Consider the following 21,494-nt stretch of genomic DNA (forward strand, 5'->3'; position numbering starts at 1 on the left):
CAGCTCGGAATTCCAAGCCCTCACTCACCCGATGAGACGGCGCTGTTTTGGAATAACGGCAATTTTACTGCTATTTCTACAGAAACTTCTTTATATCGCCAAATAGCGGCAAAAAATACGGTTAATAGCTCCCTATTCAGGACTCGCCCTCATTTTCTAAGGATTTAGTGCCGTTTATGCCGCTATTTGAGCGGAAGCCTGTCGTTGTTTAGGAATAACTCCATTTATGCCGCTATTCCCCTACAACTCCCAATGCCGCCGGAACAACTTCAAGCGTCATTCCCCTTCTCGGCGATGCATAACTACACAATCAACAAAAAAAACCGTTCCGCCTTACCGCGGAACGGTTTCTTCTCATCTACTTCGCTCTCTGCAGCTCGCCTGCTAGACCGAGCGTACGAGCCGTCGACGTATGGATCTCGTGAATCAGCTCTGGATTCTGAAGCAGCTTCACCCCGTACGAAGGTATCATCTTCTTCAGCTTCGGCTCCCATTCCTTGATGTGCTGCGGGAAGCAGCGGTTAATGACCTCCAGCATGACGGATACGGCCGTCGAAGCGCCCGGAGAAGCGCCGAGCAGCGCGGCGATCGAGCCATCGGCGGCGCTGATGACTTCCGTGCCGAACTGCAGCGTGCCTCTGCCGGTCGGCGTATCCTTGATCACCTGTACGCGCTGACCCGCTACGACCAGATCCCAATCCTCGCTCTTGGCGTTCGGAATAAACTCCCGCAGCGCCTCCATCCGCTTCTCCTTGGACAACATGACCTGCTCGATCAGGTATTTGGTCAATCCCATTTCCTTGACACCGGCCGATAGCATCGTGACGACATTATACGGTTTTACCGAGGTGATCAGGTCGAACATGGAGCCTGTTTTCAAGAACTTTGGCGAGAAGCCGGCGAACGGCCCGAATAACAGCGATTTCTTGTTGTCGATATATCGCGTATCCAGATGCGGCACGGACATTGGCGGCGCGCCTACCGGAGCTTTGCCATACACTTTGGCGTGATGCTGCTCCGCTACTTCCGGATTGGTGCATACCATGAAGAGTCCGCTGACCGGGAAGCCGCCGATGCCTCTTCCTTCCGGAATGCCGGATTTCTGCAGCAGATGCAGGCTTCCGCCGCCGCTGCCGATGAACACAAACTTGGCCTTATGGCGCTCTACGACGCCCGAGTCGACATTCCGCACCTTCAGCTCCCACGAGCCGTCGTTCGCGCGTCTCATATTGTCCACGCTGTGCTTGTAATTAATCTCTACGTTCTTGGTCTTCAAGTGATCGAACAGCATTCGCGTTAAAGCGCCGAAGTTGACGTCCGTACCCGTGTCGATCTTCGTGGCCGCGATCGGCTCCTTCGACGCGCGCTCGTTCATCATGAGCGGAATCCATTTCTTCAAGGTTGCCGGATCATCCGAAAATTCCATTCCCTCGAACAACGGATTGGCGGTCATCGCTTCGTAACGCTTCTTCAGATAGGCGACATTCTTCTCGCCGTGCACAAAGCTCATATGCGGCAGGGGCATAATAAAGTCCTGCGGGTTGCGGATCAGCTTGCTCTCCACCAGGTAAGACCAGAACTGCTTGGACACCTGGTACTCTTCATTGACTTTAATCGCTTTGCTGATATCTATGGACCCGTCCGGTTTCTCGCTTGTGTAGTTAAGCTCGCATAACGCGGCATGCCCCGTCCCCGCGTTATTCCATTCGTTCGAGCTTTCTTCACCGGCCTTCGACAGCTTCTCGAACACCCTGATTTTCCAATCGGGCGCCAATTCCTTCAGCAGAGCGCCCAGTGTCGCGCTCATGATGCCGGCGCCAATTAAGATGACGTCTGTGCTTGTTTGTTCGTTACTCATATTAACCGTCCTTATTATAAATTGAGATATATTCTATTATAGAATAGTTGCACGGTTTTTAAAAACCGGTAAATTTCGCTCATAGCCCGCTGCTGCGCAAAAAGTCAGAAAACGTACACAACATGATAAAAAATAAAAATCAGGGCAATAAAAAAAACCATCACCGCCCCTGCATATTTATTCATATGCGAGGGGTTGGGCTTTGGTTTTCCTTACGCTTTCGGGCTGACGATAAACACGATGACGCTGCGGTCCCGCCCGAAATTCCAATCGACAAAAACATCAAGCACTTTCGTCTTCAGGATCTGATTAAATCGCGAATTATTCCGAAACTGCTTTTTCTCGAGATTCTGCACCGCCTGCTTAAGATGGGCTTCATCTCCCAGCCGAATCAGCTCCTTGCCTATGTCGATCAGAATCCCGCTGCGCACGACAAGCAGCGTTCGTCTGTTAATCAGGAAGGATTCGATAAGATCCGGCTTTTTCTGGACACGATGACTAATCGCCTCGATCTCTTGGTGAAGCTGCTCCCGTCCTTCGTAGCCTTCTTGCGAAAGCGCGGCGAAGGGCTCTTCTTCCCGCTGACGCCCCACGATGACGCCCGACTGATGCTGCAGGTCCCAATCATAATAAAACTCGGATACATGCATGCCGGTAAGCAGCAGCAGATACGCCTTAATCTCGGGAATCAAGGACTTCATCACAATCGCTCTTGTATGCTTAACGGCGAAGATCTGCCCCTGCTCCAGCAGTATCCGCTCCGTCGGCGTTAGAAAGTGGCGCAGATAGATGATAAGGAACGGCCCGCCGATGCTGACATGAATAGACTGCGGTCCTTTGCCGAAAGCGTCCCGAAGAAGCTTTCCCATGTGACTTGCGATTTCATTCTGTACATGATGTTCATTCGTATTCAAACCATTCATCCTCGATCTCGGGGATTTGGACACTGCCTGCGCAGAACAGGCCCGGAAAAGAAAAAAAGCCCAAATAAAAGGTCGCAAAAGCGGCTTTTATTCAGGCTTATGTCCAGCTCAACCTCTGGCTCATTACTGCCAAGCTCGTGTATAGTGCTAGTTGGTCTACCCTGTTCGCGGGTTTCCCCGCATCATTCCGTAAGGCAAAAGCGCTATATCTTTTGCCCAAATTTATTTTAATCATTTCATCATCATTTAGCAAGAGTTCCCGCTTAGTTCACGCGTTACCGTACTCCTCGATAGCCTGCTGCAGAGTTGTTCTCGTCTCGATCTTCTCATGCAGCGCAATTCCTAATTCCAAAATCGTCTTCGTCATTTCCGGATGTATCCCCGTAATAGTCGCTTTGCAGCCCTGAATAGCGATGCCATTCACGATTTTGAAGAAACGCGAGACGATGTCCGCATCCAAGAAGGCGGCGCCGGATAAGTCAATGACGATATGTTTAATCCTCATCTCGTAGATGCGGACGAGAATCTGCTCTTGCAGCCTCTTCGCCCGGAGCGCATCCAGCGTGCCGACGATCGGCAGAATCGCCAAATGGTCGAAAAGCGGAATAACGGGAACCGACAGCTCCTCGATGACCTCCCGTTGCGAGAGCAGCGATTCGTTATGATACTCCGAATAGCTGGAGGCGAAATGCTTCAAGTAGAGGTCGAAATGGTCATTCACCTGACGCTCCAGCTCGAAAAATTCCATCGGAGATCGCTCGACATGCGAGCAGTAATGACAGAGAAAATGCCAGTACGTTCTGCGCAATAGCTGAATCCAATCCAGCTTCGATATCAGGTCCAAATGATAGCTTGCCCAGCTTCTCCCGCGCTCTTTGGCGTGCGTAATCAAGCCGTGTTCGTCACCGCCGTTGAGCAGGGCGACAATCTTCCGGGCGGATTCCAGGACATCTTCCGGGTCCGCTTCTCGGACCTTGTCCAGCACTTCCCTCCCTTGCCCTTGCAACAGAAGGGCTTGCATGAAAGACTCTTGATTCGCCGAGTAGAATTGCGAAAAATTCTGACCTTCCGTATAGATCAGGTTCATGATGACATCCCCCTGCCCGCTCGTATTCTCGATTGGAAACTGTAACGCGAATTCCGTTCCGCTCCCCACCTCGCTCCTTACCCTGATCTTGCCGCTATGCTCATACACGGAAGAGAATACCTGTGCCAATCCCATACCGGTACCTTGCGTCTTGGACGTGTAGAAAGGCGTGCCGAGCATATTGATTTTTTCCTGAGGGATCCCCACTCCGGTATCCGCGACCGAAACCATGAGATGCTGATCGGACACATAATGCTTAATTGTGATGCTTCCTTCGTCCTCGATCGCTTCAAAGGCGTTTTTCAAAAGGTTGAACAACGCTTTTTTCAGCTGGTTTCGTTTCCCGTAGATTCTCACGCTCGTATCCGCGAATTGTTTATGTATGGCGATCTGATAAGATTGCTCTTGGAAGAGATACAGCAGCGCTTCCAGCTCCGCGCTTAAATTGATGGCGTCGATCGGTTCATTCTCCATGTCCGGCTTGGACACATGCAAGAGATTCTGCAGGGTGTCGAGCGCGTTCTCGAGCTCCGTATACGCATAATCGAGGTACTTATGCGAGGACTCGTTCTTCATCATCAGTTGAAGAAAGCCTTTCACCGCCGTCAAAGGATTCTTGACCTCATGGGCGATACCCATCGCGATCTGCCCGACCGAAGCCAGACGGTCCAGCGCCAAGTCGGATTCCGTGACCCCTTCACTTCCATTTGATACAGACAATGTTCGTCCCTTCTTTCGATGCTTGAATGTAGAACTCGTCCATCATTGGCTAACGACCGCAGGTAAAATAAAAAAGCCTAAATAAAAGCTGCACAATCAGCTTTTATCTAGGCTTATGTCCAGCGCGATCTCTGGAGCATTGCTGCCTGGTTATGGTTTGGGATTCAGGATAAACACGATGACGCTTTTGTCGAGCTGGAAATCCCAGTCCGCATACGCGTCGATCACCCTGGCCTTCAACATGCTTTCGAAATGGCCGTTGTTATGCAAATGCTGCTTCTCCAAGTTGCGCTTGGCTATCTTCAAATTCCCTTCATAGCCGAGCCGGATCAATTCCTTCTCGATGCTGATCAGAATGCCGTTCCGCACGACGAGAAGCGTTCGTTCGTTAAGCATGCAGGAGTAGATACCTTCCGGGGCTTTCTGGACAAGCTGACTTATGTGCGCAATTTCCTGCTCCAGCGCTTGCTTGCCGGTAAACGTCTCACCGCTTAGCGATTCGTAACGTCCATCATCCGATTCGATGCCCACGAACACGGCGGATTGATTGTGCAAGCCCCAGTCATAATAAAACTCCTGCAGATTCATACCCGCGATCAATGAGGTATAGGCTTTCAGCTCGGGTATAAGCGTCTTCATTAGTAAATCCCGCGTATGCTGGACAGAGAATACCTGATCCTGCTCGAGCAGGATCTTCTCGGTCGGAGACAATAGTCCCCGCATGTAGAAGACGACAAAGGGCCGGCGTATCGAGACATGGATAAATTGCGGGCCTTTGCCTAAGGATTCCCTCAGCACTCTGCCCGCGTGGCTCGCCAATTCGATTTCGGCTTTTCGATCAAGCTCCAACAGCACTCATCCTTCTTACGGAGGTGAAAGCGTCATTTCTTCCACCCGCTTTTTATTGTAACCTAGTTATTGGAAGCGGTTCAACCTACCAATTCCTTATATTTTGCAAATATGGGGGGGCCCTTATGCATGCTCTTGGCAAGGTTAGCCTCGGGCAGCTCTTCAATCGGGTGTGCAGAGAGAGTATAATAGGAGGTATTCGACGTAATCGCAGAGGATGGTTCGAGGAATGAACGGATGGATGTGGATCGCCGTCGTGCCTGTACTGTTAGGCGTTTTGATGGTCATAGGCATAGCGAAGCTGATGGCTTCGGCTAACAAGGACAAGGCGAGCGAGTTGGAACAACAGATGAGGGAGGAGCTTCCGAGGCCCGAACGGCATGCCGGAAGCGACAATTAAGCCGTATTCGGCCTTGCGAATAAGGATAGGCTACAATCATCCGAGTGATCCGAGGAGCTGAAGACAATGGATATTATGCGCATGATCGCGGAAGAACGAATACGCGAGGCGATCCGCCGCGGGGAGTTCGACAATCTGCCCGGCATGGGCAAGCCGCTTCCGCCGGATGAGCTGGAGGGCATCCCGGAGGAGCTTCGGATCAGCTACAAGCTTCTTAAGAACGCCGGGGCGCTTCCCGAGGAGATGCAGCTTCGCAAGGAGATGGTCACCCTCGGCGACCTGCTTTCCGCTTGCCGGAACGATGGAGAACGCGAGAGGCTGGAGCGAGAGCTGTCGCTCAAGAGGCTTCGCTACGAGTCGCTTATGGCTGAGCGCGGCTGGCAGTCGCTCGGGGCGTTCGATGAGTATGAGCGCAAGCTTCAGCAGAAGCTGACGGATGACGAGAACGGGTCCTAAGCTTATGGAGAAAAGGGCGGCACAGGATGATCTCCTGCGCCGCCCTTTTTTCGTGTACTTGAATATCCTCCGTCGCCCGCTATTCCGCTTGCTTCGGATCCCAGCCCTTCAGCACGTTCTCGACTGTCCACTCCGCCGCTTCCTCGTCCGTAAGCTGCTTGCGGAACTCGTTCACGACGGCGCCCTCTCCCGTGTTCTTATACTCCGCGAACCGGGCTTCCTTCCAGGAGAAGCCGGACATATCCGTCCACGGCTCATCCTTAATATGCGGCCCCATCTCGGTGTTCATGAAGACTACGCTCGCAATGGCGTTCGGATTGCCGCTTGGATGCCATGGCCTGCCGAGATAGACGGTGCCCGCAGGCGCATCGCTCGTCAGCCTGCTGTTCAGTATGAGATAGCCGTAAGGCTCTTCGATCAAGGTGCTTGCCGCCGTAATGTAGCCGTTATTCGTATCCGAGCCCCGGTCCAGCGAATGGATCGTGCAATCGTCGAATACCGCCCGCGAGCCGCCGAATATGAAGTCGACGTCACCCTCAATGTAGCATTGGCTGAAGTATTGCGTGCCGCCGTTAGTCAGCAGCGTATCCTGATTGCCCAGGAAGCGCACATTCGCGAACGAGACGCGATCGCCGCGCACGTTCATCGCCACCGCCTGCTTATCCTTCTCCGTCACCTTGCTCTCGTCCGTGCTGTTCTCGAACGTCATATTACGCACCGTCACATCATTCGCCTGTATGAACGCCGTCGCGCTGCCGCTCGTGCCGAACGTGCCGCCTGCGCCGTTATCCCGACCCGAATAGTTGTCGTACGTGATAACGGTTTTCTGGCTGTCCTCGCCGACCAGCGTGATGAACGGCTTGTCGCTCGGAATTCGAACAACCTCCTTGTAGATGCCGTTCTTCACATGAATCGTAACCGGCGCGCCGTTGCCGGCCGGCACGGCGTCGATCGCCGCTTGAACCGTTCGGTAATCTCCGGTGCCGTCCTGCGCTACCGTCAGTTCGTTCTGCAATTCACTTAGCTGCTTCGTCAAGCTGGTCACCTGCCTTATATCGCCTGTCGCCAATGTCCGCCCGCTTCCATCCTTGGACGCGGCCGCCGTCACCTCCGCATAGACGCGTCCCGGGAAGTATCCGGTCGTCGACGCCGTCTCGAGCAGCTGCTCCGCGTAGTTGCCGCCCCATGAATACCCGTCTCTGCGCTCCTGCTCGATTTCCTGAATCGTCCGCTTCTTCACGCCGTCGCGGCCGGAGAAGATCGGTTCGTTCGTGCCGATCTCGTAGAAGCGGTACCAGCTCGTCGTATTCGGATCCTCCACGAAGTAGACACCGTTCGGGTCGGCGCTCACGTACCGGATCCCCTCCAGCTTCACTTCGTCGAACCAAGCAAGCGCCGCTTGAATCGCGCGCTTGATCTCCGGCGTCTGATCGGGCCTTGCCATCAGATAGCGGACAATGCCGACCGCTTCGGAGCCGGATAGAGAAGCATGCTCGTACGCGCGAGCGCCAACCGCTTCGTAAGTGACGGGGTCATGCTGCGCGCCCCAGCCTTGCAGCTGGCCGTCAACTTGGATTTGGGCCTTCAGAATGTAATTCAAGCCGTCTGCCATAGAAGTTCTCAGCTTCGCTGCCAGTTCATCGCTAATCAGATCACCGCCGAACGGATAGCTGCGCTCCGCCGCGTCCTCCATCAGGTCAAGGACGTTAATCATCGCGTTATCGTTGAAGGTTACCGCGTTGGAATACTGCACGTTGTCGCCCGGGTTGCCGCGCTTCGGATACACCTGCGGGAAGCCGCCCGTATCCGTCTGCAGCAAGAACAGGAACTCGAAGCCCTTCAGAATAGCTTCCTTGTACGCGGCATCGCCGGTTTCCTGATAGATCTGGGCCAGGAACTGCAGCTCTTTGACGGTCGCGTCGTTGTCGATCATGCCCAGATCCTCGCCATTTGGCCCCTGCCACTCCGACCGCTTCGATTTGCCGTCCCACGGCTTGCTGTAATCGATCGCCTTGGAGAAGCCGCCGTGCTCCATCTGCCACGAGACCATGTTATCCGCTTGCCGGGTGGCCGCATCCAGGTCTCCCGTGAACTTCGGCTCCGCGGCCTCGGCCTCGAACCGGACATCGCCGTCCCACTTATCGAGGCTTTCGTACAGGAGCACCGTCTGACCGAGCCGGTTCACGCCCTGCGCGGCTCTGCTTAGGCGCAGCTCCTTCAGGTTAGGCGTCAGCGTATCCCAGCTGCCCGTCGGAACGCTGATCGAGATATCTTCGAAGTCGAAGGCGTCGAAGCGGCTGTTCAGCGTCACCGCGACCAGATTGTCCGCCACCGCCTGCGCGGCTACAATGCGAACGCGAGGCGCCTCTACTTCGTGACGCTTGGCGATCTCGGCGGCCAGCTCCTTCGCTTCGCCAACCGTGAATGGCTTAGCGGGACTGAAGCCCCCTCCCGCGCCGGTCATATAGCCTTCGGCCGCAACCGCGCCTATCGCTCCATTGCTCCAGTCCGGCAGCTTGCCGAAGCCGCCTGCCGCCTTCGGATTCGGCGCGAGGTCCAGCAAGCCGGCCACCATGACGGCGACTTCCTGCCGGGTCATCGGCTCATCCGGCCGGATCGTGCCGTCCGGGAAGCCCTTCACGTAGCCGGCTTGCTTCGCCGCTTCGAATACGTAGGCATACCACTCTTCAAGAGAAACCTCCCATACGCTCTTCTCGACCCCAAGTCCGACGAACCGTTCCTGATGGACGAAGCCGAACGTATCGTTCACGAGCGACATCCACTCTAATCGCGATATGGGCTCATCATCCTGACGTTCTTCGCCTGCGATCAAACCGAGCTCCTTCAACTGCTTAAGCTGCAGGCCGCTGACGAGCTCCGACAGCTCCACAACCTCCAGAGGGGCCGTCTCCTCGCCGCCATTCGGCTTGTTATGAATTCGCAGATGGTCAATATTCGCTCCTCCGCTCGCCCCAGCGCCGGTGGCGCGAATGACGTTCTCCCCTTCTTGAAGAGAGACCGGCATGGAGGTCGTCAGCCAAACATCCCAGCCGCCGGTCGGATCGAACGCCAGCTCGGCCGCCGCTTCCTTGCCATTGACCGATATGGCGGCCGGCCGCTTGTCCGAACCGCCGTGCGCATAGCGGAACTCCAGCGTGTAGTCGCCTGCCGCCGGCATGTCGATCTTCCACTCCAGATAGCCGCCGGGAGCGTTCGGGTTATAGTCAGTAAAGCCTGCTCCTGTATAGCCTGCATGCTTGGTGTCCACAATGACGCCTTCCATAGCGTCCGCTTCTTCCGCTTCCGCTACGATATCGATCTCTTGGTACACCCTCATATGATCGATATTGGCCCCGCCGCTGGCTCCGGCGCCGGTCGCGCGGATGACGTTCTTCCCAGCCTTCAGCTCCGCCTTCGTCGAGATGGTCAGCCAGTTCGTCCAATCTCCCGTCGGATCGAACGCCAGCTCCTCCTCCACGACTTCCCCGTTAACCGATATGGCGGCCGGCCGCTTGTCCGTGCCCCCGTGCCCGTAACGGAACTCCAGCGTATATTCGCCCGCCGCCGGCACGTCGATGGTCCACTCGATGTATCCGCCCGGCGCGTTCGGATTGTAATCCGTGAAGCCCGCTCCCGTATAGCCGGCATGCTTCGTATCGATAATGATGCCTTCCATGGCTCCCGCTTCTTCCGCCTCGTAGATATCTCCTTTGGCAGGGGACGACGTTTGCTCCGCCGCCTCCGCCGACGCCACTTGAAGGCCAAGACGGTCGCCCAAAGGTATGTTTCCGAGCGCGGAGGTTATGCTCGCCGCTGCCAGCACGGATACGAGAGAAACTTTGCCTGCAAACCTCATTTTGCTTTTGCTCATGTGAATCTCCTTTCGAGTCGTTGGGTATGTACGCTACAGCTTGTAATCCTGCCTCGCCGCCGATTCCCGGAAGTGCTTGGGCGTCGTCTTCATCTGCTTCTTGAAGCTGCGAATAAAGTTGGAATCGCTTACAAAACCAACCGCGGCAGCGACCTCCCGCACCGGCATATCGGTGTTGATCAGCAGCTTCTGCGCCTCGTGGAACCGCTTCTGAAGGATGTATTGCTGAATCGTGACGCCGACCTCTTTCTTGAAGAAGTGGCACAAGTAAAACTTGTTCATATGCAGCCGTCCCGCCAGCCCCTCGAGGCTCCATGCCGTATTCCATACCGCGTTCAGCTCCCGCAGCACCGCTTCCAGCATGTCCACCCTGTCGGAGGGTCCTTGGACGCTTCGCTCCGTCCCCGGCCGCTTATGCCTGAATTCGCGGCAGACGAAGAGCAGCAGCTCGAGCAAATAAATTTGGATCGCGCCTTTCTTCCCCCACAGATCGTCGCTCTGATTCTCCTTGTACAGGCGATCGATAATGCCTTGGAATACGCCCGCATCCCGGTCTTCGAGAGCGAGCAGGAAGTGCGGAGATTCCAGGCGGTCCAGCATGCGCTGAAACTCCTCGTATACCTCCTGTTCGAAGGCAAAAAAATGACGGGTGAAATGGATGACGCACCGCTTATACGCATGGCCCGGATGTACATGTACCTTATGCAGCGCGGAGCCCTTGAACACCAGCAGCTGTCCGCCGGTTACCTGATAAACTTTGTCTTCGAATGAATATTGCGCCTCGCCCTCCATCATCCACACCAGCTCGTAGCCCGGATGGGAATGGAACTGTTTCGGATACTTCAGATCCGTCTTGCAATCCATCGAAAAATCGTTTAACTGAAGCAGTATCGCCAGATCCCGCTTCGTTGTCATCCACCTTCCACCTCCCGGGTTATCCTGTGATTGGTCTTAAGTAGTTCTAACTTTACCACAGGTTGCCGAGGATGTTGTATGCATGGTTTGTCTTGTTTATATGCATAGATTGCTTTTTCCTTTCTCCCGCACGTTTCAAAAAAACACAAAAAAAGAGCGCCGAATGGGCGCTCTCTCCTTTCCGTACCTATTGCCGCGTTTGAAGTCTTGCCGCAGCGCGGCCTTCCCGTATGAACCGCGCCGCCTCCGCCATTTGCTCCTCGGTTACCGCTTCCAGCGTCGCGAAGCCATACGGCTTGTACTGCTCGAGCAGCTCGAAGAACAGCGAATAGTTCAGCTCGCCGAGGCCGGCCGCCGTCTCCTTCAGGGAGCCATCCGCTCCGCGGCGCAGATCCTTCACATGCGCGCTGACCACTCTTGCACCGAGCAGGCGGAAGGCTTCCCGGATGGTGCGGTCCTGCTCCTCGAACCGCTGCCGGTTCATCAGATTGCATGGGTCCAGCACGACGCCGACGCACGAGGACGGGAACCGTTCAATGGTTTCGGCCAGCGTCTCCGTCGAATCGATAAGATGTCCCTGGGCCGCCTCCAGCCCGATCGTCACGCCCCAGCGCTCCGCTTCCTCGACCAGCTCTTCCAGCGCCCGGTTCAGCCGCTCCATATGCTGCGGACGAAGTTCCGGATCCTTCATGCCGCCGACCTCCGTCGCCACGATCGGCGCTCCGAAGTGCCTCGCGTTCCGCAATTGCTCCTTGAACCGGTCTACGTTGTGGCGGTAAGCTTCGTCATCCAGCTCAACCAGGCTCGCGTAGCAGCCCAGCACCGCGATGCGAACGCCCCGTTCGGCGAATGCCCCGCCCACTTCCTGCGCCAGTCCCGGGTTAAGCCTGCCCAGTCCGGAATCCACATCCGAGAACGCTTTGGCCAGCGCCAGCTGAACATAAGGGAAGCCCCGCTCCGCCACCTTCCCGGCAAGCTCCTTATAAGGCAATTTTCCAAGCAAGTGCGCCAATACTCCAACCGACATGACCCTCATCCTCTCTGCGACTAGTCTCTTCTATGCCTCCCATTATACTTGATATCGACTGGCTCTGAGCATAAATTTGCTAAACACCTCTTGCGTTGTCCCGGAATATGCTGGGCGTAGGCATTATCCCAGGTACTTATGCATTTCGCAGTCCCGTATTTCCTGTAAGCCTTATCAGTGTCATGAAAAACCTAAAGGAGTGTTCAATATGAAAGAGACGGCATCCCATTACTTCGCCCGAGGCAACACGGCCCGCGGAGCCCATTTCTTGTATGAATCCGCCTATCAGGGATTAAATCGGTTATTTGTCCTCCAAGGCCCTTCGGGGACGGGCAAGTCGACCATTATTCGCGGCTTGGCGGACAGCTTGCTGGAGAGAGGCCTGCACGTGCAGTGCTTCCACTCCCCTCTGCGCCCCGACGAGCTGGACGGCATTATCGCAACGGACTTGAGGGTTGGCATTATCGACGAGCAAGCCAGCGGGGGAGTTTCGGGCATCGAGGCAGGCGAAACGATCTTCTTCGATTTCGTCGATGCCCTCGACCTCAGTCGATTGTCCGCGGAGCAACGGAACATGTTGGATGAGCTCCACAAGAGGTTCCCCGCCGCTTATTCCGAAGCCCTAGAGGGATATGGCGCCGCGCTGCGGATTCATGACGATTGGGAAAAATATTATATCGAGAGTCTGGACTTCGCCAAATGCGATCAAATCGTCTGGGAGCTCATGGAGGATCTATTCGCCGGCCAGCCGCAAGGAGCGCCAGGGGTTACACGCCATTTGTTTTTCGGGGCCGCCACGCCGAAGGGCGCCTTCGATTTCATTCCAGACTTAACGGCATCGCTGAGAAGAAGGATCTTCATCAAGGGAAGACCCGGCTCCGGCAAATCGACCATGCTGAAGAAGCTGGCGGCCGGCGCGGAGATGAACGGCGTCCAGGTCCAAGTGTTCCATTGCGGCCTCGACCCGCACAGCCTCGACATGCTCATCTTTCCCGAGCTTAGCACCGCTATCTTCGACAGCACGGCCCCTCACGAATACTTTCCCGAGAGGGAGGGCGACGAGATTCTGGATGTTTATGAGCGCGCGATGACGCCGGGCACGGATGAGACTTACGCGGACGAACTGGCTGCCATAAAGTCGCTCTACTCCGCGAAGATGAAGGAAGCAACCGGCCATCTGGCGGAGGCCGAGGCCATAGACGCCCAGCTCAAGGCCCTGCATACGGCCGCTACGGATTTTTCGATCGTCGACGGTCTTCGTTCGCAGCTGTTCGCAGAGCTGGAGCATTCCTTAGCTGAGGTTTCCGATAAGTAGTTGTAAGGCCCCTTCCGAGTCGAAGGGGCTTCTTCTTTTGGGCTCATTCGCGTGCGAATCCGAACAACTGAGCATTCACGGCGCTAATGATTATGGCATGACGCCCGGCGCTTTCAGCAAGTGCTTCTAAGTTGACTTGACATTTTCGGTGCCCTTCTACTGACTGAGCATGCTCTTGGTAAACTCTGTAGAAAAAAGGAGCTGTCGACCTTACCGGTCAGCAGAGCCCGTTCATTCCTTCATTACTTCATGAATGACATCGTGGAAATTAGTTCGATTCCGTATTTGCTTTGCAGCAAGCGGTCCTTGACCTCATTCATATCTACATCCGAATCGTGCAATGCCCACATGCTTACATAGCGGGCAAAGCCCGGGCCCAGATTCGCCCCTCCAATATCCTTATATTCCCACTTTTTTTGCCCGAGAATAGAAGGCAATACAAAATGAACCGCATTCTTGAGATTTTGGCCGCTACCGGATGTGTAATCCCATAAATTCACACCCACCATATCCCCGATCCTGGAAAGCGTAATGAAGGCTTCTAAATTGGAAACCGTGGATTGCAGCGATTTGTTCCTCTCCAATTCCCTCGGCATGGTGCCGTCAGGCTTGATCTGTTTGTCGATTCGATTAGTTTTGGCTGCTTCAACGATCGTTCTGGCAAGGTCCACATCCCCGGAAAACCAAGCGGAAGCAGCTGTTATGGCATCATACCAAACACCGTTGTTATTGTTGGAGCGTTCCGCACGCTTTCCGAACTCACTTGTTCGGAGCCATGTCACATATTCATGAAACCACTTTTTCATGCCTTGGTCATCCGCTTCCGTCCATGCATCTGACCCTTCAATCATATGTACGCTGTCGATTACCGAAATGAACCGCCTTCCCTCAATGATGCCGCTCGGCGATCCGTTCGCTTTCCCGGGTATTTCCTGGCCGAATTTCATGTTCGGATTCATATTGGTATCGTCGTTCAAAAACCACACCTTCAACAACTTGGCCGCTGCCTCGGCATAAGATTGATCACCTGTCAGCGTATAAGCGTAACTTAATTGATCAACCATCGTGATCATATGATTCATGCGGATCGAATCATATTTCGTTGAGTCCTCGTACTCCGGATTGACATGTCCGTCTTTAAAGATGTAGGGCTTGCCGTCTTTCTTGGCCGGGTCCGGCCAATAATAGATGGAGAAGCTAACATAATCATGCGGATCGGCGCTTGCCGGAAGTGAAGTCTTGGCTGTTACCGAAGGCGGATCTTCTTTAAATGCTTTCTCGGCGGCGGACTTCAAGATCTGCATACTATATCCGAGTTCTTGGGGCAAGTTATCTCGAAAGGATGCAAGCCCATTCCGATCCGCTAAGATCAACGGCATCCCAGGTTGCATTTTACTTGCAACAAACGAGGAATTGTCAGATTGCGAAACCGGTGAAGCTGCTGACCTCAAAGGAGCTTCAGGAACAACCTCCGTCACTTTGGCGGAATTCGTTTTACAAGCTGCAATGAGAGAAAAAAACAAACAAAGGAAGACCATCAGACTGCATAATCGTTTCAAGACTATCAATTCTTTGTTTCTCCTTCCGACAGTACCCGAATCTTGGGGTATCTCTTGAAATTACAAGAGAATCTATAATTAGACATCCGCTCATTTGCAGATACAGCTACTTTTTCTCTTGTTGTCCAAAATGAACGTTCAATTGCCGGTAAATATATCCACTAAGTCGTAGAGTTCCTTCTGAAATAAATTCCCATTTCACCAGCATCGTGCATTCTCCATAATCGCATAAAGTGAAGAAAGGCCAATGGCTTGGGACCATTGACCACTAACATCAGTCATTCGCTTTTAGTCTTCCATGGTTCCGAATTTCAATCTCCGGTACAAAAACAAGAATGGCCTGAGCGGAAAATACAATATGTGCAGAGATTTGGGCAGAGGCAGCGTCTCCGCATCCCGCCAATTGGGATAGAGCTGGCTCAGGATATAGCTGAAACGTTGAGTTCCCGTGCGGAGACCGTAAAGATATTTCCGGAAGAAAACAGCGCGCTCCCGAAGGACCGTAAAATCGGTCATCTCCGTAATGAAAACCATGGCCTTGTCGGCCATCTCCTCCGACTTAGAGGAGTGGGCCAACTCTCGGACGACCTCCGGGATGGGGCTGCCAAACAGCCGGTTTGCAAGCAAGAGCGTCTGTCCGCCTGGAATGAGCGCATGGTACTTTTTCCAGAGGGCAAGTGTCAAATCCCAATTGATCTCCGATCGCAGCAACATCACGATATCCATCAACCAGCGCAACCTAAACCAGGCGTGCCTGGCCCCGTGCGTTGCGAGAAACATGAATAGATCTTCACTGCCCATATAAGGGACACCCCTCTGGGCCAATACTCTTCTCCTTGACCACAACTCATCGAAGGAAGGTTCAAATCCAATTTCCGGATTTAAGCGCCAATGCAGCTCCACTTCAAGCCCTTTCCCAGGGTGGATGTATGACAGATGATGATCGTTCCATTTCCAGCTGTTGAGTATTTTCTTCTTGATATCAGGCTTATATCCAAGCTCGACAAGAATCCGGTTGGCCTCATCGAAATCGACCAATGAAATCATGACATCCATATCTTTACAGGTTCGGAGCGAAATTTCACCGTATATACACTCCGCCAAAAAAGGCCCTTTTAAGCTTAACAAGCGGATGTTAGCCTGATCAAACAACCGGTGGATTTTCTCCAGCTCGTTTTCCTGAAAGACCATATGGATCGTATTCCACTTGTAATCCGAGGATAAATCCTTCAGCAGACTTTCTGGAATCCAATCGGGCGTGAGCTCTTTCAAAGCACGGTAAACCAAAGGATATACTCGATGATGAATACTCAGCTGATAGACCAAGTGAAAATCCAAACTGCATGCACGAAACTCCTCCATACGCTCAAGCCGTTTATCCGGGTCGACGGTCAAGCATGCAATTACAAACCGTAATTCCGGCATAAGGTCGTTTGTCGGTTCCGAGATCATGTCCATTGAACTCCTTTGTGTTTCAATTCAAGCTCTGCCTTTACCTCATCTGAACCGTGAATCTTAATCAATCAGGAGGTGAACTCCTTTTTTGGTGAAGACAGTAATTCGCGATAAACCGAGGAAAGCTTGCCCATGAGGTTGTTTAAATCAAACCGTTCGCTGATAATTTGATTATTCGCTTTGCCCATACGATTTCGAAGTTCCTCATTGAGAAGTATATCTTGAAGAGAACGCGCCAGTTCTTCTATATCACCGGGTTGAATAAGAAATCCATTCTCTCCATTTACGATTACCTCAGGAATGCTGCCTACAGTGGTCGATATGACCGGTAGGCACTCATTCATAGCTTCGAGGATTGCCATAGGCAGCCCTTCATTATAAGAAGGTAGCACCAACGCATCAGCATTTTGAAGGAGTTCTTCCTTCTGTTTCCCATCTATCCACCCGAGAAGCTTCGTACAACCGCCTATGCCGTATTCTTCGATTTTCTTTTCAGTTAGTTCCATTTGGCCATCACCGGCAAGAAGGAATTGGGCTCGAACCCCTCTTTGCTTCAGGATTCGGATCGCTTGAAGCAAGTCGTACGTCCCTTTTCTTTCACCGAGACGCCCTAGAAACAAGCATGTTGGTTCATTCCGGGCTGCTTTTATACAGGGTTCCTTATAAAAGACTCCATTATAAAGAACTTCAATTCGTTCTTCTGGTACAATGGAGGAGAAGTAATCTTTCCAATAATTGGATAATACTATTAATTTATTGACTTTTCTTAGAACGTAATCACAAACTTTCATCTGAAATCGACTTGAGCGATAGAATTCATCGAAACTTGCAGCATGTATATGAACGATCGTTGGAACATTAAAAACACGCGATGTCAAAATGAAAAACATTTTACGATAAAAACTTCCCTTCTCAGCCATATGAATATGTACTAACTCGGGACGTTTAAAGAACATTCTCCAAAGAAATCTCATAGCTCCATTAAGGAATATGGCTAGTTTTGCAATCACGCTTCCCGTAATATATGTCTCCAGACGTGAAAGTTCATACTCTTGTGCAATTCTTGAATTCTCGATATTGCGAATTACTGTTACAATACCACCCATATCTTTAAGAGAGGAGCCGACTACCATGATTCTCCGCTTCACGATAGCTTCCCCCTTCTATCGATGCTGACCACAAAATCTCGAATTGAATCCAAAAGAAACGACGGTTGTGGTTGGAATGGGACAAAGTCCTGTTCATATATATGCATGATCTGTTCTTTCATTTCTTCATAATTATGTGCGACAGTCAAATGTCCACGCTGTTTGAATACTGCAGCAATTTCTGACTGATGGTCGTCAACATGCTCACCGAACTTCTTCTCCCTTGGGAAAATGAGCACTTTTTTTTGCATACTGAGTGCCTTAGTGATGGTCCCGACTCCTGCATGGCAGATTAACAAATCAGCTTGAGCCAAATAATTATCCATCGTTTCAGCATCAGCAAATTGAAAGGTCTCCATTTGTTTGGCCTTATATTCCGTATATCCGATTTGAGCAATTACCTTATCTTGAATGATTTTATTTTCAATTAATAAATCAACAGTTTCCAAGAGGCGACCAAATGGGAAGCGCTGGGTACCAATTGTTAGAAAAATCAATATAGCGCCCCCTTGTACTTCGCTTTCGGATAACTTTCCGCCAGTTCTTCCCACTGAATATAAAATTCATCCGCAATTTTATATAATAATCTCCCTGTCATGCTCGGCGTAAAGATTTTCGCATAACTTTCCACACAAACAATTTTCGAACCAAAAATCATTCCGATTAAACACATGGGCAGAGCAGCCCCAGCACCGGTTGTAACAACAATTTTTGGCCGTTCTTTTAAATAGTAGCGAAATGATCTAAAAATATTGATCAGGAATGTAAACACGAAGGTTGCGTCTTTTCGTTCCTGCTGCCGAAGATACAACACTTTGTGATCTTTTCCCGCTCCCAGCGTCAATTGACTGTGTTCAGTAACGATGAAATAATCGTAATCCTTCACTGCCGGTACAATCTTTAGCAGCTCATCAAAGTGCCCGCCGGTGGAACTGATCAAACAAACTTTCATATGGGCACAACACCTTTCCCAACTTGTGCCTTTTCCCTTCCTATAATATAAAGGGCATTCAAGTATGCACAAAGCGGCATAATAAATTGGTTTGTGGAAAGAGTATTATCCGAGATACTGTAAATAAGTACACCCAGAATAAACGCTAAATAATATCCACGAATTCTTTTCTCCTGCACTCGGTACACTCTTGCGAAAATCAAAAATAATGAAACAAATAAAAGGGTTGCACCAACAATGCCGCAATCATAATAAAAACGAATATACTCGTTATGAGGAACCACAAATCCGCCGTATAACGTTCCGTCATTCCCAACCAGTACCGAACCGAGTCCCTTACCGAAGACCGGCGTCTCCTTCGCACCCTTTAAGAAGTAGCTCCAAGCTTCATCTCTCCCCGAGAGCAGACTAGTGCTTTGTCTAACCTTATAGTTGTTAAGCTGATGAAAGAAAATAACCACCATTACTGCAAGAAACGAAATGAACGGTAAGATAGCTAAAATACGGCCCCGAAGGAATTTTCGCACATGTTCAAAAACATAAACAATCACAAACGGCGCTAAAGCTATTAAGGCACCCCTGGTACCCGAACCTACAATAATTACAAAGTTAACGACTGCGATTGCGTAAAATGCAAGACTTTTATCTGGATTTCGGCTAACTTCAATCATCGCTGCAACAAACCCAATAAATCCAAGCATCGCTAAATGTGCGGCTATATTTGCTCCTTGCAACCGAACCGCTCCGGAATATTCAATTCCGATGAAGGGAGCCATATTCGCCATGCTTAGAAGGAAGCCGAATAACACACTAACCATCGGAAGCAACATAATTAGAAGGATGATTTTCTTAGAAACGTTCACCTTCCAGTTAATAAATAAAAAGACGAACGGAATCACTAAACCAATAAAAGCCTTCATTGGGCCTAGCCCGCGGTTATCCAACGGTAACGAGGATAAAAAATAGGATTGAAATAAAAGGTAAATAAATACGAAAGTTGGCGCCGAGAGTTTCCTGATTCCCCCGTCTCTTAAGAAGATGGGAATCATCATGGCAAATAAACCAAGCTTCTGAAATGAGTTAATGTCCATTCCGGCAATACTAATTTCGATATACTTTTGAAATGAAATGGCAAATGAAACCACGGAAATGTACCCCAAATAATGAGGGAACCGAAGACATGAAACAAAAATAAATACTCCGAACACCAGAATGACCATAGGGATCGGAATAAACACAGCGATGGTTGAGAGAACTATTGCAGTGACGATCAATGACATTTGCCGCACAGGAAAATCAAACAACGTTGAAGATGTTTTTCGACCTAACATCTTACCCACCCTCAAATACTATTTTCAAACTGCACCCTTTACATCTTTTGGATCGCGACCATTCAATACGACCCCTAAAATATTGGCATGTACGAGGTCCAGGCTGTTTTTGGCCTTCTTCAAACGATCCTTCTCCACCTTACCTGCCAACACTACAATGATTACCCCGTCACAGTAAGAACTCACAATTACACTGTCGGCTACACTATCAAGGGGAGGGGTATCGATGAGCACATAATCGTATGTTTCATTCAATTCGGTAATTAATTGCTTCATTTCATTCTTACCTAGCATTTCCGAAGGATTTGGCGGAATGATTCCGCACGTCATTACGGAAAGGCCTGGAATGTGGGTATTGTGAACTGCTTCCTGCCAACTAAGATCGCCATTCAAAACATTTGTCAAACCGTACGTATTACTCAACGCAAAAATCTGGTGCATTTGCGGATTACGCAAGTCGGCATCCAACAACAATACCTTTTTACCATCAAGCGCATACGTTACAGCAAGGTTGCTGATCGTTGTTGTTCTTCCCTCATTACGTTTCGTGGACGTGACCATTAATACTTTTTTCGGGGTGTCGATGGAAGAGTATTGAATATTCGTTCTTAATTTACGGTAATGTTCTGCAATAGAAGACTTCGGGCTCAAATGTGTAATTAATGAAAATGATTTATCTATTCTAGACATTAAGTGATTCCCCTTCCATCCTTTGAACCCGCCCACGCTTCTTGAGATTCTTCTTCGAAAACTCGGCAATACTTACTAAGGTTGGGACGGCCAATACTTCAAAAACATCATCTTCAGTTTTGACTGTATTGTCCAGATAATGAAGCAGCACAACGAATCCTATTCCCAGAAATAAAGTCACAACAACAGACACCATCAAATCCAAAACAGGGCTCATATTTATAGGGTATTTGCTATCTTCATCCACTGCTTCACTGAGAATGGTGACATTATCAACGTTCATAATCATAGGAATTTCTGCTATAAATACATGGGCTATGGCATTAACTGCATTCGTTACATTCTTATTTGAAGTTCCAATCAGTGTAAGATTCATCACCTGAGATTGATTGGCTGAGGTTACAGATACGCTTGCGGATAGTTCTTTTGGAGTATAGCCTAGGTCCGGATATGCTGCGACAACTTTATTCATGATCGCTGCAGACTTGATAATCTCACTATAGGAATTAATCAACATGATGCTTGCATCAATGGAATTAGAATTAACATTCCCCGTATTTTCAATCAAAGAAGCATCGTTAACAATCAACTGCGCTTCCGCTTGATATAGAGGGGTTGTAAGTATATAGCTTTTGATTAACGCCCCAACTATCCCGACTAAAACAAAAATAGATAACAACCACATTTTCTTTCGTATCACTTGAATAAAATTTTTTAGTTCCACCCTTTTCCCTCCAAAGACCTACTCAATATACTTTTTAATCATAAATACGCAAAAAATGTCGGACCATAGATTCACTTTACGATAGGACATATTACATGTCAACGAATAACTTTTAAACTAGGGCATTTTGCATAATTCCTCAATTTTATTAACAGCCAATATGACCCCATGGACTAGTACAAAGTTTTCAAAATGAATAGACTCGCAGAATTTC

The 21,494-nt window shown here is 50.7% G+C and carries 18 protein-coding genes; 3 read left to right on the forward strand and 15 right to left on the reverse strand.

Annotation, left to right across the window (positions count from 1 at the left end; genetic code table 11):
• Positions 1-358: 358 nt before the first annotated feature.
• The 4 genes from NQZ67_RS26180 to NQZ67_RS26195 form a co-directional block, all read right to left on the reverse strand.
• Positions 359-1,873, reverse strand: a complete 1,515-nt coding sequence (locus NQZ67_RS26180) for a malate:quinone oxidoreductase (protein ID WP_257451880.1) — start codon at positions 1,871-1,873, stop codon at positions 359-361.
• Between the two features lie 197 nt (positions 1,874-2,070).
• Positions 2,071-2,772 (reverse strand): Na-translocating system protein MpsC family protein, encoded by a 702-nt coding sequence (locus tag NQZ67_RS26185; RefSeq protein ID WP_257451806.1) that lies wholly within the window; start codon positions 2,770-2,772, stop codon positions 2,071-2,073.
• 277 nt (positions 2,773-3,049) lie between these two features.
• The gene (locus NQZ67_RS26190; protein ID WP_257451807.1) at positions 3,050-4,588 is read right to left on the reverse strand and encodes an ATP-binding protein; all 1,539 of its coding nucleotides are present in this window, start codon (positions 4,586-4,588) and stop codon (positions 3,050-3,052) included.
• Positions 4,589-4,738: 150 nt separating this feature from the next.
• Positions 4,739-5,437 carry a Na-translocating system protein MpsC family protein gene (locus NQZ67_RS26195; RefSeq protein WP_306813074.1) on the reverse strand — a complete coding sequence of 233 codons (699 nt, stop codon included), beginning with the start codon at positions 5,435-5,437 and terminating at the stop codon, positions 4,739-4,741.
• A 229-nt stretch (positions 5,438-5,666) separates the two neighbouring features.
• Between NQZ67_RS26195 and NQZ67_RS26200 the strand changes: the two genes are divergently transcribed.
• The gene (locus tag NQZ67_RS26200; protein ID WP_257451809.1) at positions 5,667-5,837 is read left to right on the forward strand and encodes a hypothetical protein; all 171 of its coding nucleotides are present in this window, start codon (positions 5,667-5,669) and stop codon (positions 5,835-5,837) included.
• Between the two features lie 66 nt (positions 5,838-5,903).
• The gene (locus tag NQZ67_RS26205; protein WP_257451811.1) at positions 5,904-6,293 is read left to right on the forward strand and encodes a DnaJ family domain-containing protein; all 390 of its coding nucleotides are present in this window, start codon (positions 5,904-5,906) and stop codon (positions 6,291-6,293) included.
• Between the two features lie 79 nt (positions 6,294-6,372).
• Here the strand turns inward: NQZ67_RS26205 and pelA are convergent, their stop codons facing one another.
• From pelA to NQZ67_RS26220, 3 genes are all read right to left on the reverse strand, one after another.
• Positions 6,373-10,164, reverse strand: coding sequence for a pectate lyase (pelA, locus tag NQZ67_RS26210; protein ID WP_257451814.1), 3,792 nt, complete (start codon positions 10,162-10,164; stop codon positions 6,373-6,375).
• A gap of 33 nt (positions 10,165-10,197) precedes the next feature.
• Complete coding sequence (locus NQZ67_RS26215) at positions 10,198-11,079, reverse strand: AraC family transcriptional regulator (protein ID WP_257451816.1); 882 nt, start codon at positions 11,077-11,079, stop codon at positions 10,198-10,200.
• Between the two features lie 187 nt (positions 11,080-11,266).
• Positions 11,267-12,106, reverse strand: a complete 840-nt coding sequence (locus NQZ67_RS26220; protein ID WP_257451818.1) for a sugar phosphate isomerase/epimerase family protein — start codon at positions 12,104-12,106, stop codon at positions 11,267-11,269.
• 208 nt (positions 12,107-12,314) lie between these two features.
• On the opposite strand from NQZ67_RS26220, the gene NQZ67_RS26225 reads away from it, so the two are divergent.
• Positions 12,315-13,421 carry a hypothetical protein gene (locus NQZ67_RS26225; RefSeq protein ID WP_257451820.1) on the forward strand — a complete coding sequence of 369 codons (1,107 nt, stop codon included), beginning with the start codon at positions 12,315-12,317 and terminating at the stop codon, positions 13,419-13,421.
• Between the two features lie 242 nt (positions 13,422-13,663).
• Here NQZ67_RS26225 and NQZ67_RS26230 read toward each other — a convergent pair whose 3' ends face one another.
• From NQZ67_RS26230 to NQZ67_RS26265, 8 genes are all read right to left on the reverse strand, one after another.
• Positions 13,664-14,989 carry an alginate lyase family protein gene (locus NQZ67_RS26230; RefSeq protein ID WP_257451822.1) on the reverse strand — a complete coding sequence of 442 codons (1,326 nt, stop codon included), beginning with the start codon at positions 14,987-14,989 and terminating at the stop codon, positions 13,664-13,666.
• A 279-nt stretch (positions 14,990-15,268) separates the two neighbouring features.
• Complete coding sequence (locus NQZ67_RS26235) at positions 15,269-16,432, reverse strand: nucleotidyltransferase domain-containing protein (RefSeq protein ID WP_257451824.1); 1,164 nt, start codon at positions 16,430-16,432, stop codon at positions 15,269-15,271.
• A 71-nt stretch (positions 16,433-16,503) separates the two neighbouring features.
• Positions 16,504-17,583 (reverse strand): glycosyltransferase family 4 protein, encoded by a 1,080-nt coding sequence (locus NQZ67_RS26240; RefSeq protein ID WP_257451826.1) that lies wholly within the window; start codon positions 17,581-17,583, stop codon positions 16,504-16,506.
• Entirely contained in the window at positions 17,580-18,080 is a 501-nt protein-coding gene (gene pssE / locus NQZ67_RS26245) for a PssE/Cps14G family polysaccharide biosynthesis glycosyltransferase (RefSeq protein ID WP_257451829.1), read from the reverse strand. The genes NQZ67_RS26240 and pssE overlap by 4 nt, the downstream gene beginning before the upstream one ends.
• Entirely contained in the window at positions 18,077-18,535 is a 459-nt protein-coding gene (pssD, locus tag NQZ67_RS26250; RefSeq protein ID WP_257451831.1) for a PssD/Cps14F family polysaccharide biosynthesis glycosyltransferase, read from the reverse strand. Before pssD ends, pssE begins: the two co-directional genes overlap by 4 nt.
• A complete protein-coding gene (locus tag NQZ67_RS26255) occupies positions 18,532-19,866 on the reverse strand; it encodes an O-antigen ligase family protein (protein WP_257451833.1) in 1,335 nt (444 codons plus the stop codon). Before NQZ67_RS26255 ends, pssD begins: the two co-directional genes overlap by 4 nt.
• A 24-nt stretch (positions 19,867-19,890) precedes the next feature.
• The gene (locus NQZ67_RS26260) at positions 19,891-20,556 is read right to left on the reverse strand and encodes a CpsD/CapB family tyrosine-protein kinase (protein WP_257451836.1); all 666 of its coding nucleotides are present in this window, start codon (positions 20,554-20,556) and stop codon (positions 19,891-19,893) included.
• Positions 20,549-21,280 carry a YveK family protein gene (locus tag NQZ67_RS26265; protein ID WP_257451838.1) on the reverse strand — a complete coding sequence of 244 codons (732 nt, stop codon included), beginning with the start codon at positions 21,278-21,280 and terminating at the stop codon, positions 20,549-20,551. Before NQZ67_RS26265 ends, NQZ67_RS26260 begins: the two co-directional genes overlap by 8 nt.
• Positions 21,281-21,494 lie beyond the last annotated feature (214 nt).

It is taken from the genome of Paenibacillus soyae, assembly GCF_024623455.1.
In the GTDB taxonomy this organism is placed as follows: domain Bacteria; phylum Bacillota; class Bacilli; order Paenibacillales; family Paenibacillaceae; genus Pristimantibacillus; species Pristimantibacillus soyae.